The 17903-nt window shown below is 55.6% G+C and carries 15 protein-coding genes; 4 read left to right on the top strand and 11 right to left on the bottom strand.

Annotated features, from left to right (window positions below):
• The first annotated feature begins 389 nt into the window (after positions 1-389).
• On the top strand, positions 390-791 hold the full coding sequence (locus E5161_RS12560) for a DUF4395 domain-containing protein (protein ID WP_342773864.1): 402 nt from the start codon (positions 390-392) through the stop codon (positions 789-791).
• A gap of 48 nt (positions 792-839) precedes the next feature.
• Here E5161_RS12560 and ligA read toward each other — a convergent pair whose 3' ends face one another.
• On the bottom strand, positions 840-2858 hold the full coding sequence (gene ligA, locus E5161_RS12555; protein WP_136778151.1) for an NAD-dependent DNA ligase LigA: 2019 nt from the start codon (positions 2856-2858) through the stop codon (positions 840-842).
• A 201-nt stretch (positions 2859-3059) separates the two neighbouring features.
• On the opposite strand from ligA, the gene E5161_RS12550 reads away from it, so the two are divergent.
• The gene (locus E5161_RS12550) at positions 3060-3407 is read left to right on the top strand and encodes a hypothetical protein (RefSeq protein WP_136778150.1); all 348 of its coding nucleotides are present in this window, start codon (positions 3060-3062) and stop codon (positions 3405-3407) included.
• Between the two features lie 45 nt (positions 3408-3452).
• Here E5161_RS12550 and pcrA read toward each other — a convergent pair whose 3' ends face one another.
• From pcrA to E5161_RS12530, 4 genes are all read right to left on the bottom strand, one after another.
• Complete coding sequence (gene pcrA, locus E5161_RS12545) at positions 3453-5777, bottom strand: DNA helicase PcrA (RefSeq protein ID WP_136778149.1); 2325 nt, start codon at positions 5775-5777, stop codon at positions 3453-3455.
• 20 nt (positions 5778-5797) lie between these two features.
• Positions 5798-6490 (bottom strand): heptaprenylglyceryl phosphate synthase, encoded by a 693-nt coding sequence (pcrB, locus tag E5161_RS12540; RefSeq protein WP_136778148.1) that lies wholly within the window; start codon positions 6488-6490, stop codon positions 5798-5800.
• Positions 6491-6648: 158 nt separating this feature from the next.
• Positions 6649-7527, bottom strand: a complete 879-nt coding sequence (gene galU, locus E5161_RS12535) for a UTP--glucose-1-phosphate uridylyltransferase GalU (protein ID WP_136778147.1) — start codon at positions 7525-7527, stop codon at positions 6649-6651.
• Positions 7514-8866, bottom strand: a complete 1353-nt coding sequence (locus E5161_RS12530; RefSeq protein ID WP_169306682.1) for a UDP-glucose dehydrogenase family protein — start codon at positions 8864-8866, stop codon at positions 7514-7516. Before E5161_RS12530 ends, galU begins: the two co-directional genes overlap by 14 nt.
• Positions 8867-8995: 129 nt before the next feature.
• Between E5161_RS12530 and E5161_RS12525 the strand changes: the two genes are divergently transcribed.
• Entirely contained in the window at positions 8996-9769 is a 774-nt protein-coding gene (locus E5161_RS12525; RefSeq protein ID WP_136778145.1) for a hypothetical protein, read from the top strand.
• A 4-nt stretch (positions 9770-9773) separates the two neighbouring features.
• The gene (locus tag E5161_RS12520) at positions 9774-10250 is read left to right on the top strand and encodes a hypothetical protein (protein ID WP_136778144.1); all 477 of its coding nucleotides are present in this window, start codon (positions 9774-9776) and stop codon (positions 10248-10250) included.
• A 469-nt stretch (positions 10251-10719) separates the two neighbouring features.
• Here the strand turns inward: E5161_RS12520 and E5161_RS12515 are convergent, their stop codons facing one another.
• The 6 genes from E5161_RS12515 to E5161_RS12490 form a co-directional block, all read right to left on the bottom strand.
• Complete coding sequence (locus E5161_RS12515) at positions 10720-11034, bottom strand: hypothetical protein (protein WP_136778143.1); 315 nt, start codon at positions 11032-11034, stop codon at positions 10720-10722.
• Between the two features lie 176 nt (positions 11035-11210).
• Positions 11211-12092 carry an L-serine ammonia-lyase, iron-sulfur-dependent, subunit alpha gene (gene sdaAA, locus E5161_RS12510; protein ID WP_136778142.1) on the bottom strand — a complete coding sequence of 294 codons (882 nt, stop codon included), beginning with the start codon at positions 12090-12092 and terminating at the stop codon, positions 11211-11213.
• A 7-nt stretch (positions 12093-12099) separates the two neighbouring features.
• Positions 12100-12774, bottom strand: coding sequence for an L-serine ammonia-lyase, iron-sulfur-dependent subunit beta (gene sdaAB / locus E5161_RS12505; RefSeq protein ID WP_136778141.1), 675 nt, complete (start codon positions 12772-12774; stop codon positions 12100-12102).
• Between the two features lie 175 nt (positions 12775-12949).
• A complete protein-coding gene (gene csaA / locus E5161_RS12500) occupies positions 12950-13279 on the bottom strand; it encodes a chaperone CsaA (protein ID WP_136778140.1) in 330 nt (109 codons plus the stop codon).
• Positions 13280-13309: 30 nt separating this feature from the next.
• Positions 13310-15832: a U32 family peptidase gene (locus E5161_RS12495; protein ID WP_136778139.1), complete on the bottom strand. Its 2523-nt coding sequence runs from the start codon at positions 15830-15832 to the stop codon at positions 13310-13312.
• A gap of 146 nt (positions 15833-15978) precedes the next feature.
• Positions 15979-17880, bottom strand: a complete 1902-nt coding sequence (locus E5161_RS12490; RefSeq protein ID WP_136778138.1) for a stalk domain-containing protein — start codon at positions 17878-17880, stop codon at positions 15979-15981.
• Positions 17881-17903 lie beyond the last annotated feature (23 nt).

The following is a 17903-nucleotide window of genomic DNA, read 5'->3' as shown; positions in this document are numbered from 1 at the left end:
TAAATCGTTGTCCATCGTCTCAAATGAAACGACAGGGTCCGTATTACGCTCGATGTTCAGTTTTCAAGGAGCAATTCAGCTTGGCTTCGAATAACTTTTCGGCCTCGCTTTTCTTGCTTGCCGGCAGTGCCGACAGCTAATAACTATATCAGCTTCGGTCTTTCAAGTCAACCGCCATTTTTTAGGAGGCAACTTTCAAACCGTTGCTTTCGATGAATCTCATCGCCGCCTCTCTCGGGCGGAAGATAAATGTACCACGACTGGCTCATCCAGCGCAACACACAGAAAATGGGAACACTGTCCCTGACCGAATACTTGATTTGTTAATGCCGATGAATTAACTTGGAATTATACCGTTATCCTTAAATGAAGATTGGAGGTCGTACGCTGTGGAAATCCCGATGAGATACGTGAAAGCCAATCAAACCGGTATTGTGTTGTTCGTCATCGCATCCATGCTGACCACTCCTTGGGTATTATTCGCGTTATGGCTCATTCAACTCGTGGGACTGGCTTCCGGCGGGCGGTTGAACTTGTTTGTCCGTGCGGCGAAACCCTTCTTGCCAAGAGAAGGCGGCGAAACCCAAGCCGCCGAGTTAACCCGCTTCAACAACACCTTGGCGGTTATTTTCCTTACGTTGTCGTTGTTATCTTTTGCTTTGGGATGGTCGATCGGGGGATATGTATTCACCGCCATGATGCTTGCCGCCGCCGGCGCCGCTCTGCTGGGCTACTGCATCGGATGTACGATTTATTTTCAGTACAAACAGCTTCGTCACAAGCTTCGTTAACGAAAAAGCGTCCTCGCGCAAACGCGAAGGACGCTTTCCTCTCTGTGCTTACTCCAAGCCCAACAATTTAACCAGCTCGTCTTCGTCCTCCAACACCGGAACGCCCAGCGAGCGGGCTTTCTCCAATTTGCTGCCGGCACTCTCGCCTGCGATGACAAGATCCGTTTTCTTCGATACGCTTCCAGAGACCTTGGCTCCCAAAGCCTCCAGACGTTTGGACGCTTCGTCCCTCCCCATCCGGGTCAATGTGCCGGTCAAAACCACGGTTTTGCCGTATAACGGATGGCCCGGATCCGCGGACGCGGCAGCAGGCCGCGCCGCTTCGGCTTTCACGCCCGCCGCGCGCATGCGCGAAATGCTTTCCTGCATAAGAGGATCGCGGAAAAATCCGGCGATGCTCTCCGCCACGATGCCGCCGACGTCCGGGAGTCCCATCAGTTCCTCTACGGACGCCGCCATCAGCTGGTCCAAGTCTCCGTAATGTTCGGCCAGCATTTTGGCGGTGGCTTTACCGGTATTCGGAATCCCCAGCGCATTCAAGAACGCAGCGAGCTCGCGCGACTTCGATTTCTCGATAGAATCGATCAAATTGGACGCCTTTTTCTCGCCGAACCGAGTGAGCTTAACTACGTCATCAAAAGTCAGCCCGTAAAGATCCGCCGGATCCCTCACACCCAGCTCATCATAAAGCTGCTCCGCCGTTTTGCCGCTGAACGTCTCGATATCCATGCAGTCCCGGGAAGCGAAGTGAGTGATACGGCCTACAATTTGCGGCTTGCAGCCCAGCTTATTGTTACAGAACAGATGAGCGCCTCGCTGCTCAAGCGGAGCACCGCATCCCGGACACACCGCCGGGACATCGATGGTTGCGCCTTCTTCCTCGTCCGCTTTGCCGAGGATTTCCGGGATCACGTCGTTCGACCGCCGAATAAACACCCGGGTACCGAGCGCATGCCGCAAATTTTTGCGTTCAATATCTCCGATGTTGTTCAGCGTGCAGTTTTGCACCGTTACCCCGGCCAACTCCACGGCCTGTACGCGCGCCAAAGGCGTAATTTTCCCGGTTCTTCCGACTTCCCAGGAAACAGACTCGAGCACGGTCGTCGTCTCTTCCGCCTCGAATTTATAGGCGACGGCCCAGCGAGGGAATTTATCGGTATAGCCCAATACGTCGCGGGTGCGCATGTCGTTGATTTTCACAACCGCACCGTCAATCAAGTAATCCAGTTCCGCACGCTCGGAGGCAATGCGCTTCAGCTCCTCTTCGAGCGCGTGGATCGACGTAAAGTATTGCGCGTAGGGATTCACCGGGAACCGGTTCCGGCGCAGGAACTCCAACATTTCTCGATGCGTACTAAAGGAGACGCCCTCCGCAAAACCGACATTATAAAAGAAAGCGTCCAATTTGCGGGATGCGGTGACCTTAGGATCCAAATTTCGCAGCGCCCCTGCGGCGGCATTGCGGGCGTTCTTCAGCGGCTCTGCCGCGGTTTTGTTGTAATCGTGGAGGACGGACAAACGCATGATGCCCTCGCCTTGCACCTCGATCGTTCCTTGATCGAATTCGATCGTGAGCGGTACGGAGCGAATCGTGCGCAGCTGCGCCAAAATGCCTTCGCCCACTTCGCCGTTGCCGCGGGTAGCCGCCTGGACGAGCCTTCCGTTCTCATAGGTGAGGTTCAGCGTGAGGCCGTCAAACTTCATTTCCAGCACGAATTCCGGATCCGGCAGCGGATTTCCGGGATTTCGAGCATTGAAGTCCGCAATCAACTTGGCGGCTCTTGCGGCCCAAGCCGTCAGGTCGTCCATGTTCTGGGCCTTATCCAGACTCCACAGACGGGCTTTATGCCGATGCGGCACGAAGCCCTTCAAAATGTCCCCGCCGACCCGGTGCGTCGGAGAGTCCGGCAGCACGGTGCCGGTTTCCCGCTCCAAGCGGGACAATTCGTCGTAAAGCTCGTCGTATTCTTTATCACTGATCGTCGGGTTGTCCTCGGTGTAATAACGGTAACTGTGCAGGTTTAATTCCGCCACCAGTTCGCGCATCCGATCCAAAGCTTCCGTCATGGTAATTTTCCGGCCTCTCTTCATCGAATCTTCACACGGGAAAATCCCGTCACAGCGCCGTTCGGCGATGGTTAACCCTAGTCTATTTCAGCACCTTACAGCTGTCAAATCCGTGTTTCAGGCCAACAGATCGCGTGTAAAAATCCATAGCCGTACCTGCAGACGACGGAGCGAGAACCGATATTCAAGGAGGCGAACCGGATGGACAAGGAGCGCTATTACGTATCCGTCTCGGCTCACACGATTACCACAGAGCCGTCCATGACGGATCAGTTGACCGTATTGGCGACGCCCAGAGAACGCGATCACCTGGCCACCCTGCTTCAACAGGAAGAACAAGCCGATGACGAAACGCATATGCGCGCCATCATTCCTTACAAATCGGCGGACCACGATCAAGCGACGAAACATTACAACAGCAACTTGCTGCACATCTATAAATACATTTATAAAATCGGGACGACTGAAACGAAGCGCCATATCGAGTATATGGACATCATCCGCGATCTGAAAAATACGGATTACGATCAGCCCGGTTATGTGCATTGACGCGACTTGGTCGGAAATAAAAAGTGCCCCTCGAGGCACTTTTTTTCATACTTTGGTGACCGGAGCAAACGCGGCGAGCAGCCGCTTGACGCCTACCGGAGCAGGAAACGCGATCTGCAGCTCCATATCGTTGCCTGCACCCTTCACCGCGACGACCGTGCCGACACCCCATTTGGCGTGCTGCACCTTGTCGCCGGCGGCCAAATCGGCCAACCCTTCGCCCGCCGGACGAGCAGCTGTAGGCGCAGGACGCGCGGCCGGAGCGCTCGCCGCGCTCGCGCCGCCGAAGCCGGTTCCGGCCGTCGGACGTGCGCCGAAACCTGGGCCCGCACTGCGTGCCCCGCCCAGCCTTCCGGCAAAACCGCCGTACGAGCCGAAGCGTCCGCCCCCCGGAGTCACCGCTTCCTTCAGCGATTCCGGTATTTCCTCCAGAAACCTCGATGGCGCGTTGCTGTTCGTCCGGCCGTACAACAGCCTCATACGGGCACAAGTGAGATACAATTTCTGCTCCGCGCGGGTAATGCCCACATACGCGAGACGGCGCTCTTCTTCCAGTTCGTCGTTATCCATCAGCGCGCGGCTGCCCGGGAATACTCCTTCTTCCATGCCCACGATGAACACGACCGGGAACTCCAGGCCTTTGGCGCTGTGCATCGTCATGAGCACGACCGCGTCATTGCTTTCCTCGTCTTCCGTATTATTTAGCGAGTCAATATCGGCAATTAACGCGAGGTCGGTCAGGAACGCCACCAAGGACTTGTCATCGCTGCGCTTCTCGAATTCCTGCGTAACGGACAGGAATTCATCGATGTTCTCCAGCCGGGACTTCGACTCGATCGTGTTTTCACGTTGGAGCTCGAGCCGGTACTGGGTCATTTCCAGCATTTTTTCCGTCAGTTCGGTGACCGACAAATACTCCACCATCGCGACCAAGTTCGCGATCGTATCCTTAAACTCGTACAGCGCCGCTTTCGCGCGAGCTGTAATATCCAACTCATGCAGGCTCTCACTAAGCAGACGATAGGTCGAAATCCCGTAACGCCGCGCCTCTTCTTGAATCTTGGCCAGCGTCGTATCGCCGATGCCGCGCTTCGGAACGTTGATGATCCGCTCGAGGCTGATGTCGTCGTCCGGGTTCGAAATCAACCGCAAATAAGCGAGAATGTCCTTGATTTCCTTCCGGTCGTAGAATCGGATGCCGCCGACGATTTGATACGGAATTTCGGATTTGATCAAAATTTCCTCGATCACCCGGGATTGCGCGTTCGTGCGGTACAGGATGGCGTGGTCTTCGTACCGGCGGCCGTCCCCCCGGTTTTTGCGGATTTCTCCGGCCACGAAATACCCTTCCTCGTGCTCGGAATCGCCTTGGTAGACGACGATTTTGTCTCCGCCGTTTTTGTCCGTCCACAGCTTCTTCGCTTTGCGCCCCAGATTGTTCTTGATCACGGAATTCGCCGCGTCCAGAATGGTCGAAGTGGATCGATAGTTCTGCTCCAGAAGAATGCTGCGGGCTTCGGGATAATCCGATTCGAAATTGAGAATATTCGTGATGTCCGCCCCGCGCCAACGGTAAATCGACTGGTCGCTGTCGCCGACCACGCAGATGTTGTGGTGTTTTTGGGCGAGCAGCTTGCACAGCATGTACTGGGCGCGGTTCGTGTCCTGGTACTCGTCGACATGAAGATAACGGAATTTATTTTGATAAAAGGCCAGCACGTCCGGGACGTCTTGGAACAACTGGATGGTAAGCATGATCAGATCGTCGAAGTCGAGCGAGTTGTTGCTCTTGAGACGCCGTTGATACTGTTTATACACCTGCGCCACGATGGTTTGAAAATAGTCCCCTTGGCGCTGTTCATATTTGTCCGGCGTCAGCAGCTCGTTCTTGGCTCCGCTGATCGACGCCTGAATCGCTTTCGGTTCGAATTTCTTGGTGTCGATGTTCTGATCCTTCATCACGTTGCGGATCACCGACAATTGATCGGTGGAGTCCAAAATGCTGAAATTGGAACCATAGCCGATCCGTTCAATGTCTTTGCGAAGAATGCGCACGCACATCGAGTGGAACGTGCTCACCCAAATGTCGCTGCCGGAGGGGCCAACGAGCTTCGCCACCCGCTCCTGCATCTCACGCGCGGCTTTGTTCGTGAAGGTGATCGCCAGAATGCTCCAAGGCGCCGCGATGCGCTTGGCAATCAGATACGCGATCCGGTGCGTCAGCACGCGCGTCTTGCCGCTTCCCGCTCCGGCCATGATCAGAAGCGGGCCTTCCGTCGTCGTGGCCGCTTCTTTTTGCCTCGGATTTAATTTATTCACGGCCGCATCGATATCGATGCCGCCTTGTAACGGTGCTTGTTCGAAAAACATCGCGCTGCTCCTTTACTCGGTTAATTCTTCACGGCATGAACTGTCGCCAGTGCCGCATCCAGGTCGTCATAGACGAGGTTTCCGACCACTACGGTTTGTGCCGCTTCAGCCGCTTCCCGGGCCTTGCCGGGACCGTCGATTCCGCCCCCGTAGAACAGGTGCGCCTGCTGCAGCCCCTCGCGGATCCGCCGGACAAGCCGCATATCCCCGAACGTACCGCTGTACTCGACATACAGCACCGGAACGTTCCACAGCCTGTCCGCTAATTGCGCATATGCCAGGCTGTCCCCTTCGCTCAGATCGGTGTCGGCCTCGGTGAGACGGGCCACCGTGGAATCCGGGTTGAGTACCAGATACGCTTCCCCAATGACCGAATCCCAAGGAATTAGCCGGCCGAAATCTCGTATTGCCTCGACATGATGGCCGATCAGCCATTCCTGTTTTTTGCTGTTGAGCACCATCGGAATGAAATAGCCGTCGAACCCCGGAACCCCGCAGGAAGGATCGGACAACTCCAATGCGCACGGCAGTTCGTAACGCCGGATTCGTGACAGCAAATCCACCGTGTTATCGAAGGTGATGCCGCTCGAACCGCCCACGAGAATCGCGTCGGTGCCGGACAAACACACCTTCTCCAACGCTTCGTCGTGGATTTCCCGGTCGGGATCCAGCTTGAATACGTGCCTCCATTGCTTATAAAAAGTGGGGAACATTAAGCCTCCGCCTGTCGTTTACTCCTAGTGTACCGGAATTCGATGGTTCTTCCAAGAACCTGCATGTGCCATAAACCGGCAAATTAAATAAGCCGCCCGCTCCGGATTGGAGCAAGCGGCGTGTACTTCACGCGCAATTTGCCTATTTTGTCCCAAACTCAGCCTTTTCCCAGCTTCTCAGTCAGGTAACTGCGCACCTCATCCCGCAAATCGGGGCGTTCCAGCGCGAAATCGATAATCGTTTTAAGATAACCCAACTTCTCGCCGGTGTCATACCGAATGCCGTCGAACCTATACGCGTACACGGATTCGTGATCCAACAGCCTCGAAATCGCATCGGTGAGCTGGATTTCCCCGCCTGCGCCGGTGCTTTGCGTCTCCAGCATATCGAATATGCCCGGAGTCAAAATGTACCTTCCGATAATCGCCACATCCGAGGGAGCCGTCCCTGCCGCCGGTTTTTCAACTAAGCCGCGCACCTTGATCAGCCGCTCTTCCCCGCTGCCGGCCGGATCCGGATCCACGATGCCGTAACGCGAAACTTCTGCCGCCGGCACTTGCTTCACCGCCAGCACGGAGTTCTGCACCCGATCGAAGACGTCCATCATTTGCTTCAGGCAAGGAACGTCCGACTGTACAATATCGTCGCCGAGCAGCACGGCAAATGGCTCGTCGCCGATAAACTTCCGGGCGCACCAAATCGCGTGGCCAAGGCCCTTGGGTTCCTTCTGTCGGATATAGTGGATGTCCGTCAGCTCGCTCGGTTTGCGGACCTCGGACAGCAGATCCAGCTTGCCTTGCTGCCGGAGGTTTTGCTCCAGCTCGTAATTATTGTCGAAGTGGTCTTCGATGGCCCGCTTCCCTTTACCGGTTACGATCAAAATATCTTCAATGCCGGAGGCTACAGCCTCCTCCACGATATACTGAATGCCGGGCTTGTCGATAATCGGCAGCATTTCCTTCGGCATCGCCTTGGTGGCAGGCAGAAACCGCGTGCCTAATCCGGCCGCGGGTATGATGGCCTTACGAATTTTCATCAAAAGCAATCCTCCTAAGTATGGGGCGCCCCGTGCCGATACATCGCACCCCGTGAGCGTTCAGCTCATCTGCGTCCAACAAGTTACGTCCATCCCATATTATAGGGCGTTTCATCCAGTTCCGAAAGTCGATTGCTCGAATTTTGCCGAATTCGGGCCACTCGGTGACGAGAATTGCGCCGTCCGCTCCCCGCAGCGCTTCTTCGGCCGAACGGCAAATCCTCACCTGCCCGGGCACGATGCCGCGCGCAGCTTCAGTCGATGCCGGATCATACGCTCGCAGCTCCATCCCGGGAAAACGCCGCATCAATTCTTCCATCAAACGCACGGACGGCGCCTCACGCATATCGTCGGTTCCTGCTTTAAAAGCAAGTCCGAGCAGCGCGATGGTGGAAGCGCCCGGATTGTCCAACGCTTCTTCCAGCTTATGCGCGATCCGCTCCGTACGCTGCCGGTTCACGTGGATGGCCGCTTCCACCAACGTCTGCGGCGCGCCGGACCGTTCCGCGAACCGGACGAGCGCACGCGTATCTTTCGGCAGGCACGATCCGCCGAAGCCCAGTCCGGCACCGAGAAAATGCGGACCAATACGGGGATCGCTGCCAAGCACCCCTGCGACATCGTTGTAATCGGCACCTATTTGCTCACAGAGCACGGCTACTTCGTTGGAGAACGATATTTTCACCGCGAGGAATGCGTTGGCCGCGAGTTTGGACAGTTCGGCGCTCCGCCGGTCCGTGAAGATCACGCGGCCCGGCAAGCCCGCGTGCAGCGAAGTCAGGCGTTCGGCCGTTTGCGCGGAAGCTGACCCGATGATAAGCCTCGCCGGCTCGAAAAAGTCTTTCACCGCCGAGCCTTCCCGCATAAATTCCGGTACGGACGCCGTGTCGACCCGGCCGCTTTCCGATGGGGGCAAGCGCATGCGCAGCTTCTCTTCCAGGCTGTCCGCCGTACCGACCGGAACCGTGCTCTTCACGGCTACAACGACTGCCGGGCACGCACATTTCTCGATCCAATCCGCCAGCTCGTCGGCAGCCGCCCAGAAGGCGGTAAGCGACAAATCTCCGTCCGGATCGGAAGGCGTGCCTACCGCCATGATCACCACTTCAGTATCCGCCGGTATTTCGTGTATCCCTGTTCCGAACCGCATACGGCCTGCTGCCATATTCCGTAACGTCAACTCCTGCAAGCCGGGTTCGTAATAAGGCACAACACCCCGTTGCAGCGACGCGATTTTTTCCTTATCGATATCCACGCATATCGCGGTATGCCCAAGTTCCGCGAAACCGGCCGCCGACGCAAGTCCGACGACTCCCGCTCCCGCCACCGCTATTTTCATATGCCGAGCCTCCCTCGTACGTCCCTTATATTGTAGCAAACCTTTTCGAAATACGAGCGAACCCGGTGCTTGGGGATAATGCGGAAGCCTCCGGCAAATAATTGAACATGATCGAAGGAGAGACGACCCATGGATCATCCACAATCGGCTCGGCGTATTCGAGCTTATATGAATCCGTATGGTGTAACCCGGCTGCATCTTCGCAATCCCTGGGTCATCGCCTTCTTTTCCTTTTCCTTCCCCGGATTCGGTCATCTGCTGCTCGAACGTTATTTACCAGCCATCATTCTCGCCGGTTGGGAAATCTTCATCAATACGAAGGCGAATGTGAACTCGGGCATCCTCTACTCGCTGCTCGGCGATTTCGACAAGGCCAAGGAGGTTTTGGACTCAAAGTGGCTGCTGCTGTATGTAGGGATCTATATGTTCACCATTTGGGACAGTTATCGGAAAACGGTGGATCTGAACAAACAATACATATTGGCGGACAGGGAAGACGCGTGGATGCCCCATATGAGAATTTCCGCACTGGACATCAATTACATGGATAAACGTAACCCTTTGCTTGCTTTGGTCTGGTCCGTTTTGGCTCCTGGGCTTGGTCACCTCTACGTACACAAAATCGTAACGGGATTTCTCGTGTTCGCATTTACGGTCGCCCTTATTTTCCAGTCCCACTTGCTTCCGGCCATCCATCAAACCTTTGTCGGCGATTTTGAAGGCGCCAGGGCCTTATTGGATATGCAATGGACATTATACTTGCCTTCCATGTACTCGTTCATTTTCTACGACGCATACGTCACGGCAGTGGAGGATAACGTGTTGTTCGAGAAAGAGCAATCCCAATTTTTGAGGACGCAGTATCAACATCCGTCCTTCCCGATCCCCGAACAAGACAGGTGATACGATGCATGTGTTCGCCACGTTCGAGCAAACGTTGACCCTGGAGCTGGCACTGACCTCGCTGGAGCAATCCGGGATCGCCAGGCAGCAAATTTTAGCCGTTCCTCTCACCAAACCTAGGGAGTCGCGCAAGTTATTCGATACCACCCGCCGGGCTGACGGAGTCAGTTTGTTCGATACGGCCGCCGTGCTCGGCACGGTCTTTATGCTGCTCGGCACGGTATACGGCTATGTGCTCGCTTGGGGACCGATCATTTGGGGAATTATCGGGGCCGTTGTCGGCTTGCTTCTCGGTTTTGTGATTAAATATGCGATGGTGAAAATGCAAATCAAAGGAAAGAACAGCCGCAGAAGCCGCATTTCGTCGGAAGTGGTGATCATCGTGCGATGCGAGGAGTCCCAGCGTCAAACCGTGGAAAACATTTTGCTGGACCATCATCCGCTTGGCATATCGGCATTGAAACAGCCACAATCGATGTAGCAGGTTCCCACACAGTTGCAGACTTCCGCAGCGTCCACAGCTGTTAGTCAGTCTCACTGACTTACGGTTGGAGGTTTTCGTGGTATAGTCGGCTGTTGGTCAGTCTCACTGACTTACGGTTGGAGGCTTCCGTAGTATAGTCGGCTGTTAGTTAGTCTCGCTGACTTAGAATCACAGATTTCCACGGCATGGTCGGCTGTTAGTCAGTCTCGCTGACTTACGATTACCGGCTTCTGCAGGTCGTCACCGAAAACAAGTAGCACACAGCTACTTAACGGCGAGTGGATCCACCCATTCGGCGAAACAAGTAGCACACAGCTACTAAACAGCGAGCGGACCCACCTAGTCACCGAAAACAAGTAGCACACAGCTACTAAACAACGAGCGGACCCACCTAGTCGGCGTATGTTTGCACAAAAAGAGTGCCAACCGTTTCCAGTTGGCACTCTTTTCGCATCCAATCCGTTTCCTAATCGAGTATGGAATCCGCTTCGACGGCAGCGTCCACGCTCAGCTCATCATTCCCTTGGATGTCACTATTCACCTTGGCCGCCTCAGCTTCGGCTTCAATTTTGGCATGAACCTCCGCATCCAAAACCCGGTAATCCATCTCCGGCGCAGGCACATCGACCAAAGTTACGACGTCCGCTTGAACCACGGAATCCCGAGGAACGACACCCTCTACATCACCGACTGCGTAACTAACTTCCCCTGCCCAAAACAAACCGACGGCTAACGCGCATGTGAAAACCGATAATTGTACCCATTTGGTCACTTTGAACAATTGGACACACTCCTTATCTCAGATCGCCGGAAAACTTTATGTATCGCCCAGTCAGGGCTTCCGCTTGTCAAAATATATACTAACCTGCTTGCCATATTTTGAAACTTTCCACCTTCCGTACAACAAAAAAAGCCCCGTCCAAATGGATTCGGGGCTTGCAACAGGCTCTATTAAATTTACCTTTGTTCCTGGCGCAGCTGTTCCGCCAGCTTGCGGCCAGTCGGCGTCTGCGCGAGGCCGCCGAGCGCGGTTTCCCGGTGTTCCATCGGCATCGTACCGCCGATTTCCCGCATCACTCCGATCACTTCATCGGACGGAATAACGCTTCGCATGCCGGCCAGCGCCATATCGGCGGCAGCCAGCGCGTTAACCGCACCAAGGCCGTTGCGGACGATACACGGCACTTCAACCAGACCGGCAACCGGATCGCAAATGAGACCGAGCGTATTTTTGAGCGCGAGACCGACTCCGTGGATCACTTGTGTTGGCGAGCCGCCACGAAGTTCCACCAGGCAGCCGGCGGCCATTCCGATCGCCGAGCCGATCTCGGCTTGGCATCCGCCTTCCGCGCCGGAGATGAATGAGTTATTCGCGATGACATAACCGATGGCGCCCGCGCAGAACAGTCCTTGCACCATTTTGTCATCGTCCCAGCCGTACCGTTCCTGCGAGCTCACGAGCACCCCCGGCAAAATGCCGCATGAACCGGCCGTAGGCGTGGCGATAATTCGTCCCATCGAGGCATTGACTTCGGACACAGACAACGCGTATGCCATAGCTTTCGCCGGCCATTCCCCCACTGAAGGTTCCCCGTTAGCCGCGTAATCGGCCACTTTCTTTGCGTCGCCGCCCGTCAAGCCGCTGTGGGATACGACGTTTTCGGTAATGCCTTTCCGCACCGCTTCCTTCATGATCCGGTAATATTCGGTCATCCGGCCGATCGCCTTCTCCGCCGGTTCTCCCGATTCTTGGGCCTGCTCTTCGGTCATCAGAGCCGCGATCGTCTTGGACTCTCGTTCGCAAAGCTCGGCTAATTGCCGTAAAGTCTGAAAGCGCATGTAACATTCAACTCCCCGACGTCAAATCGATAACCGCCAGCTCCGTCACATGAGGCAGCCGGCGAACTTCTTGCAACAGCGTCTCCGGCGGGCGGGCATCGACTTCGATTACCGTCATCGCCTCGCCGTCCCGCGCTTTCCGGTCTACCATCATGTACCCGATATTGAGTCCGGCGTCGCTGACCACCCGCGTTAAGGACGCCAGCACCCCTTGCCGGTCCGCGGCCGTGACCACCAGTGTGGGATACATGCCGGAGCATCCAACATCGAATCCGTTGATCGAAACGACCTGAATGTTGCCTCCGCCGATGGAAGCCCCGGACATCTCAGCGGTTCCGTGCTCATCCCGGAGTTCGATCCGCGCGTAATTCGGATGCGGCCCCATGCCGACGCCGGTGCGGAACGAAATGCGGAGTCCCTGCCGCTCCGCCTCTTCCAACGCGTTGGGAAGTCTGACATCGTCCGTATCATAATCGAGCAAGCCGCCGGCAATGGCCCGATCGGTGCCGTGTCCGGCGTATGTTTCCGCGAACGAGCCGTACAACGTGACCACCGCCTCGGCCGGCTGGCGGCCGAACAGACGGCGGGCAGCCCTTCCGATACGCACAGCTCCTGCGGTATGTGAACTGGACGGGCCGATCATAGCCGGTCCGATAATGGAGAATACATCCTTGAAGCGCATGATGACTCCTCCCGTATGAATCCGCTTTCATTCCGTTTTCGTTTACTTGTTCTCCATTGTTCCCGGTAAATCCTGCGTCATCATAACATATGCTTCGACAGTGCGTTCAGCGCGTCCGTTCGCGGACAGCAGGAAACCCGGCATCCATTTCGAATGCCGGGTCCAATTCCCACAATCAACCGATCCGGATGCCGTTCTCGACCGGAACGTCGGGCTGCAGCAGCACGACGTCTCCTTCTTCCGGAATCCCTCCGAGAATGAGCACTTCGGAGAGGAAGCCGGCGATTCGTCTGGGCGGGAAGTTCACGACAGCCGCTACTTGCCGGCCGACGATCGCAGCCGGATCGTACCGTTTCGTAATTTGCGCAGACGATGTTTTCACACCCATGCTGCCGAAGTCAATCTCCAGCTTGATCGCCGGTTTTCTCGCTTCCGGAAAAGGCAGCGCCCGCACAATCGTGCCGATGCGCAAATCCAAAGCGGCAAAATCGTCGAACGTCGCCATGTTTCTTCCCACCTTAAAATAGGTTCCGTCTTACTTCACCAATTGCCCGCGCGTAACGCCGAGTTGATTGGTTGCCTTCAGCTTGCGCCAAACTTCCGTCCCCTTCACGCGTCCGTCGATTGCGGACCGGTACAGCGAGACCACTTCCCGCACCTTGTCCGCACTCTCTTCCAAAAATTCAATACGGTAGGAGCCTACGCCCAAATCCAGAAACGTATCCAAATATTCCGCACCCGATTGCTCGATGGCATTGTATACCGTATTGCGGCAGCCTTCATCCACCCGGACGGGATGGGACATGCCGATGCGATCCTGCAGGGAAGCTCTGTGCTGCTCGCAAGGACGTCCGCAATTCGTGTAATCCGTGCCTTCGCTCAGGAAGGTGCAATACACGCAGTGCTCGGTGTGGAACATCGGAAGATGCTGATGCAGCACGACTTCAAGGTCGGAAGCGTCTACTCGGCGGAGCATGTCCACCATCTGCTGAATGTTCAGATCATACGACGGGGTAATAAGGTCGCAGCCGGCTTCGCGGAATACTTCGACCGTTTTGTGGTTAGCCACATTCAAGGAGAAATCGCCGATCAGCTTCGGATGACGTTCGCCCGGTTTCTCCATCCGTTCCTTCAAATAATAGTATAGGGCGCCGGTATTGCGGATAAGCACCGCTTCCGGTTTCAAGTTCAGAATGTTGCGGTGGTAGCCGTTCTCTCCCGGCATATGGATGCGGGGAGTCGCGAGCGCGATCGGTTTGCCGGCTTTGCGGCATACTTCGATGGCGGCCGGGAACTGCTTGATGAACTCGAAATCGGCGTAAATCATCGCCACCTCTTTCGACTCCGCGGCAGCTTCCACCTGCTCCAAATTCCGGCAAAGTGCAGTCAGCCGGATATCTTTCACGTTCGGGCGAACGGCTTCAGACTTCGCCGTATCCTTATACTCGTCCACTTCGCGCTTCACATATACCGGCGGCTGTTCGCGCAGCTCTTCGAGACGTTCCGCGGCTTCCCGGCGCATCCGGTTCAGCTCGCTTTTCGGCAGGATGACGTCTCCTTTAAGCGCGACTTCCAATCGGTCCAGGTGAAACAGCGTGCCGCCCAAGCGGCCGAACTGTTCATCCAACACTTCGTGGCCCAGCGGCCGTTTCAACGCGCTTTCCAACGGCATTTCGGACTCGACCGCCACGGTCGTGCCGCGTGAAAGATCCGTCCAGATCGTCCGCATCGGCGCGCCCTCCTGGCCGAACACCGAGACGGCGACACCGAAGGTCCGGTACGGCTTCTCGGTCTCGAACGTACCGCGAAGACGGCGGTCCAATGCCGGGTCGCTCGTTTTCCACACGCGGTCGCCTTCATGCACGCGGCTCAGATCGACGTCATTGCGTCCGCACACAATTTCGATGCGGTCGCCTTCCGGTGCTTCGCCTTCCAGCTTGACACCGCTTCTGCGGATATCATATACCCGGCCGCCCTCTTCCTTCTTCGTCGGATCGCCCGCATCGAAGACGATACCGTCTCCGCGCTTCAGCGGCGCCTCCAGGCTGCAAATCACCGCATCCCGAAGCACCTTCTCTACGCGACCCAAATACACGCCGCGGCTTTTCGGGAACGTCCCTTCCACCAGCTGCTTGTTGTTGGTTCCTTTCAGGAAGCCATGTGTGAAACCCCGCGAGAAGCTTTGCTGCAGTTCCCGCACCTCTTCCCGGGACGGGGCGGACTCGTCGCCGGCGAAATGCTTGTCGATCGCCCTGCGGTATTTGCTCACCACGTTGGCGACATACTCCGGACTTTTGAGACGTCCTTCGATTTTGAACGAGGTCACGCCCGCTTCGATCAGATCCGGCACAAGCTCAACGGCTGCCAAGTCCTTCGGCGACAGCAAATAAGCGATATCGCCCATCGGCTTCTGCACGCCGTCCACCATCAGGTCATAGGGCAAGCGGCAAGCCTGCGCGCATTCCCCGCGGTTAGCCGACCGGCCTCCCCACATTTCGGACGTCAGGCATTGACCCGAATAAGAGACGCAAAGCGCCCCGTGCACGAACACTTCCATCGGAAGCTTGGCCTGGTCGCCGATCTGGCGGATTTGCTTCAGGTTGTTCTCCCTTCCGAGCACGACCCGCTCCAGCCCGTAAGGCTTCGTAAACTCCACCGCTTCCGGCGAAGTGATCGTCATTTGCGTGGAGCCATGAATCGGAAAATCCGGAGATATCTCGCGGATCATCTTGACCAGCCCGAGATCCTGCACAATGACGGCGTCAACGCCCGCATCGATGCACGCTTCCACCACTTTTTTGGCTTCCGGAAGTTCTTCCTCGAACACAAGAATGTTGAAGGTTAGAAAACCTTTTACGCCGTAACGATGCAGAAACTTCATGATTTCCGGCAGTTCGCTGCTTTGGAAATTGTTCGCGCGCGCCCGAGCGTTAAACTTCTCGACCCCGAAAAAAATCGCGTCCGCGCCGTTCGCCACAGCTGCCCGCAAGCATTCCCAGTCTCCGGCAGGCGCCAGCAATTCGATATCTTCACGCCGCAGAGCGGCTTTGTCTGTCATCAATATGTCCCTCCAAAGAGCCGCTTGTCTATACGGCTTCATCAGACTCCAGTATACCAAATGCCTCAACACCCGGCTATGGAAAGCAAAACCGCCCGCAAGACCCCATAGGTCTTGTCGGGCGGTCGCATGTACGCCATCCTGAATTAATTTAATTTGAAAGAATTCAAGGCGTCCTCCAGCTGTTTCTTCACGGTTTCCGTACCATTCGCATGATAATAGAGGCCGTCTATGAGATATACATTTCCTTTGTGTTCAAAGAGATACACCGTTTCCGTGTAAGGGTATTTGAATGAATTCCGGGTATCTTCCGCCACGAGCTTCACCGCTGTCTTACCCGCAAACGTAACGGTGGTATTTTCGATGAGTTTGAATTTGCTGTTTTCGGCGGCTTGTTTCACGTTTTTATCACGCATATCCGCGATAAACGTTTGCGGATCCGGCATATCTTCGAACACCATAACGGCAAAGGAACCGCCCGGTAAACTATAGGCCGAGAATCCTCCACCCATGTTCGGTCCACTGCGCCAAGCCGCCGGAACCGTCACGCTGTAACCATACTCTTGATCCGTTTTCGTAACGGTCTTGGTCCAATCCACCATGTCGCTCTCGTCCGGAATGTTGCCGAAATTTTGCTCCACTGTTTTGAAGTTGATTTTCATCGACTGGAGCAGCGTGTTCATGAGCGTACCGTACTTGTTTTTCGTCTCCACCGGGTAAGCAAGCTCCGTGTAATACCGGTAGCTTCCTTGCACCGCAAACACCTCATACTCCTCCCACCACTCCGTTCCATCCATAGAGTAGGAGAGTTTGAGCATTTTGGCGGGCACGCCGTTCCAGGTCACGTCGCTCATTTCCACAGTCTTGCGGTAAGACTCCAGATAGATGTTTACAAAGAGATCCTGTTTCCGTTTGGCCCATGCCTCCACGGTGTCGCCCGGCACGAGGGACGTAACGTCTACGGACAGATAGGCGCCGTCATTCGTGGAATAGTACGGCGTCTGATTCACCGAATTGGATTTCCATTGTCTCGGCAACGTCAGCGTCAGACCGTAGTCGGCGTTTTTGAACGTTTTCAGGTCGCTGGTGATTTTGGTCAAATCTTTGATGGAGCGGTCGCTGCGATCGAAGGACGATTTAAAGCTGTCCAAAATGCCGGTGCTTTTCCTCAGATCGGCCAGGCTCGTCGCTTTCTTCCCGTAAATCACCACGTATACTTTTTTGTTTGCCTGATAGGCCCGGAACTCGTAATAAAAGCCTCCGTAGCCTTTCGTCGCGATCTTCTCGTAGGACACTCCGTTGGCGGTTACCGTTTGTTTGTCGATAATCGTTTCGTCTTCATCTACGTACATCATCATCAGCAGTTCGCGAAGTTCCTCCGAGGACATAGGATCCGGAATTTCTTCCACATTGACGGCCAAATAATAATTTTTCTTCACATCACGGAATACGATCTGGTCGCCATCCTCCGATTGGAAATCCTGAGCGAGTCCGGTCGGATAATTCATCGACCACTCGTAGTAGCTGTCTCCGATTTTCGACTTGCCGGAGTCCGAATCGATGGAAGAGCCTTTCGGCGCGGCCGCTGCGGCAACCGTCGCGGTGATGCGAATCTCCTTGGTGGAAGAATCTACGGTTACCTTCGCTCCAAGCGACTGGGCAACCTTGACGGGCAGATAGGTAATTTCCTTCTTCACGGCAGGCGCGGCAGGAAGCGAGAGCTTTTTGCCGTCGGCGGCAGCCGATTTGCTGCCGATCGTAACCGTGACGCTGTGTTTCGGAACCGACAGCGTAACGGATTTGTTCTTCACGGTCAGTTTGGCGTCCAAACCTTTGGTAAACACCGCCGTCGGAAGCATCGTGGTGCCGCTTGCCGCGTAAGGCGCCGCGATTTGGACGGCTTTGCCGTCTACTTTCATTTGGGTGCTGCCGGCTTTCACGCGGATATCGACGGTTTTCGTTGCGGAGGAATCCGCCGCAGCCACTGGAGCGGCCATGGCGAAAAGCATGACTGCTGCGATGAAGAACGATAAGAGCTTGGTTTTCATGTCGGACTACTCCTTTAATGTGG

This window comes from Cohnella pontilimi (genome assembly GCF_005049045.1).
GTDB lineage: Bacteria > Bacillota > Bacilli > Paenibacillales > Paenibacillaceae > Cohnella > Cohnella pontilimi.
Note: the sequence above shows the minus strand (reverse complement) of the source record. Positions and strands in the feature narration are given on the sequence as shown.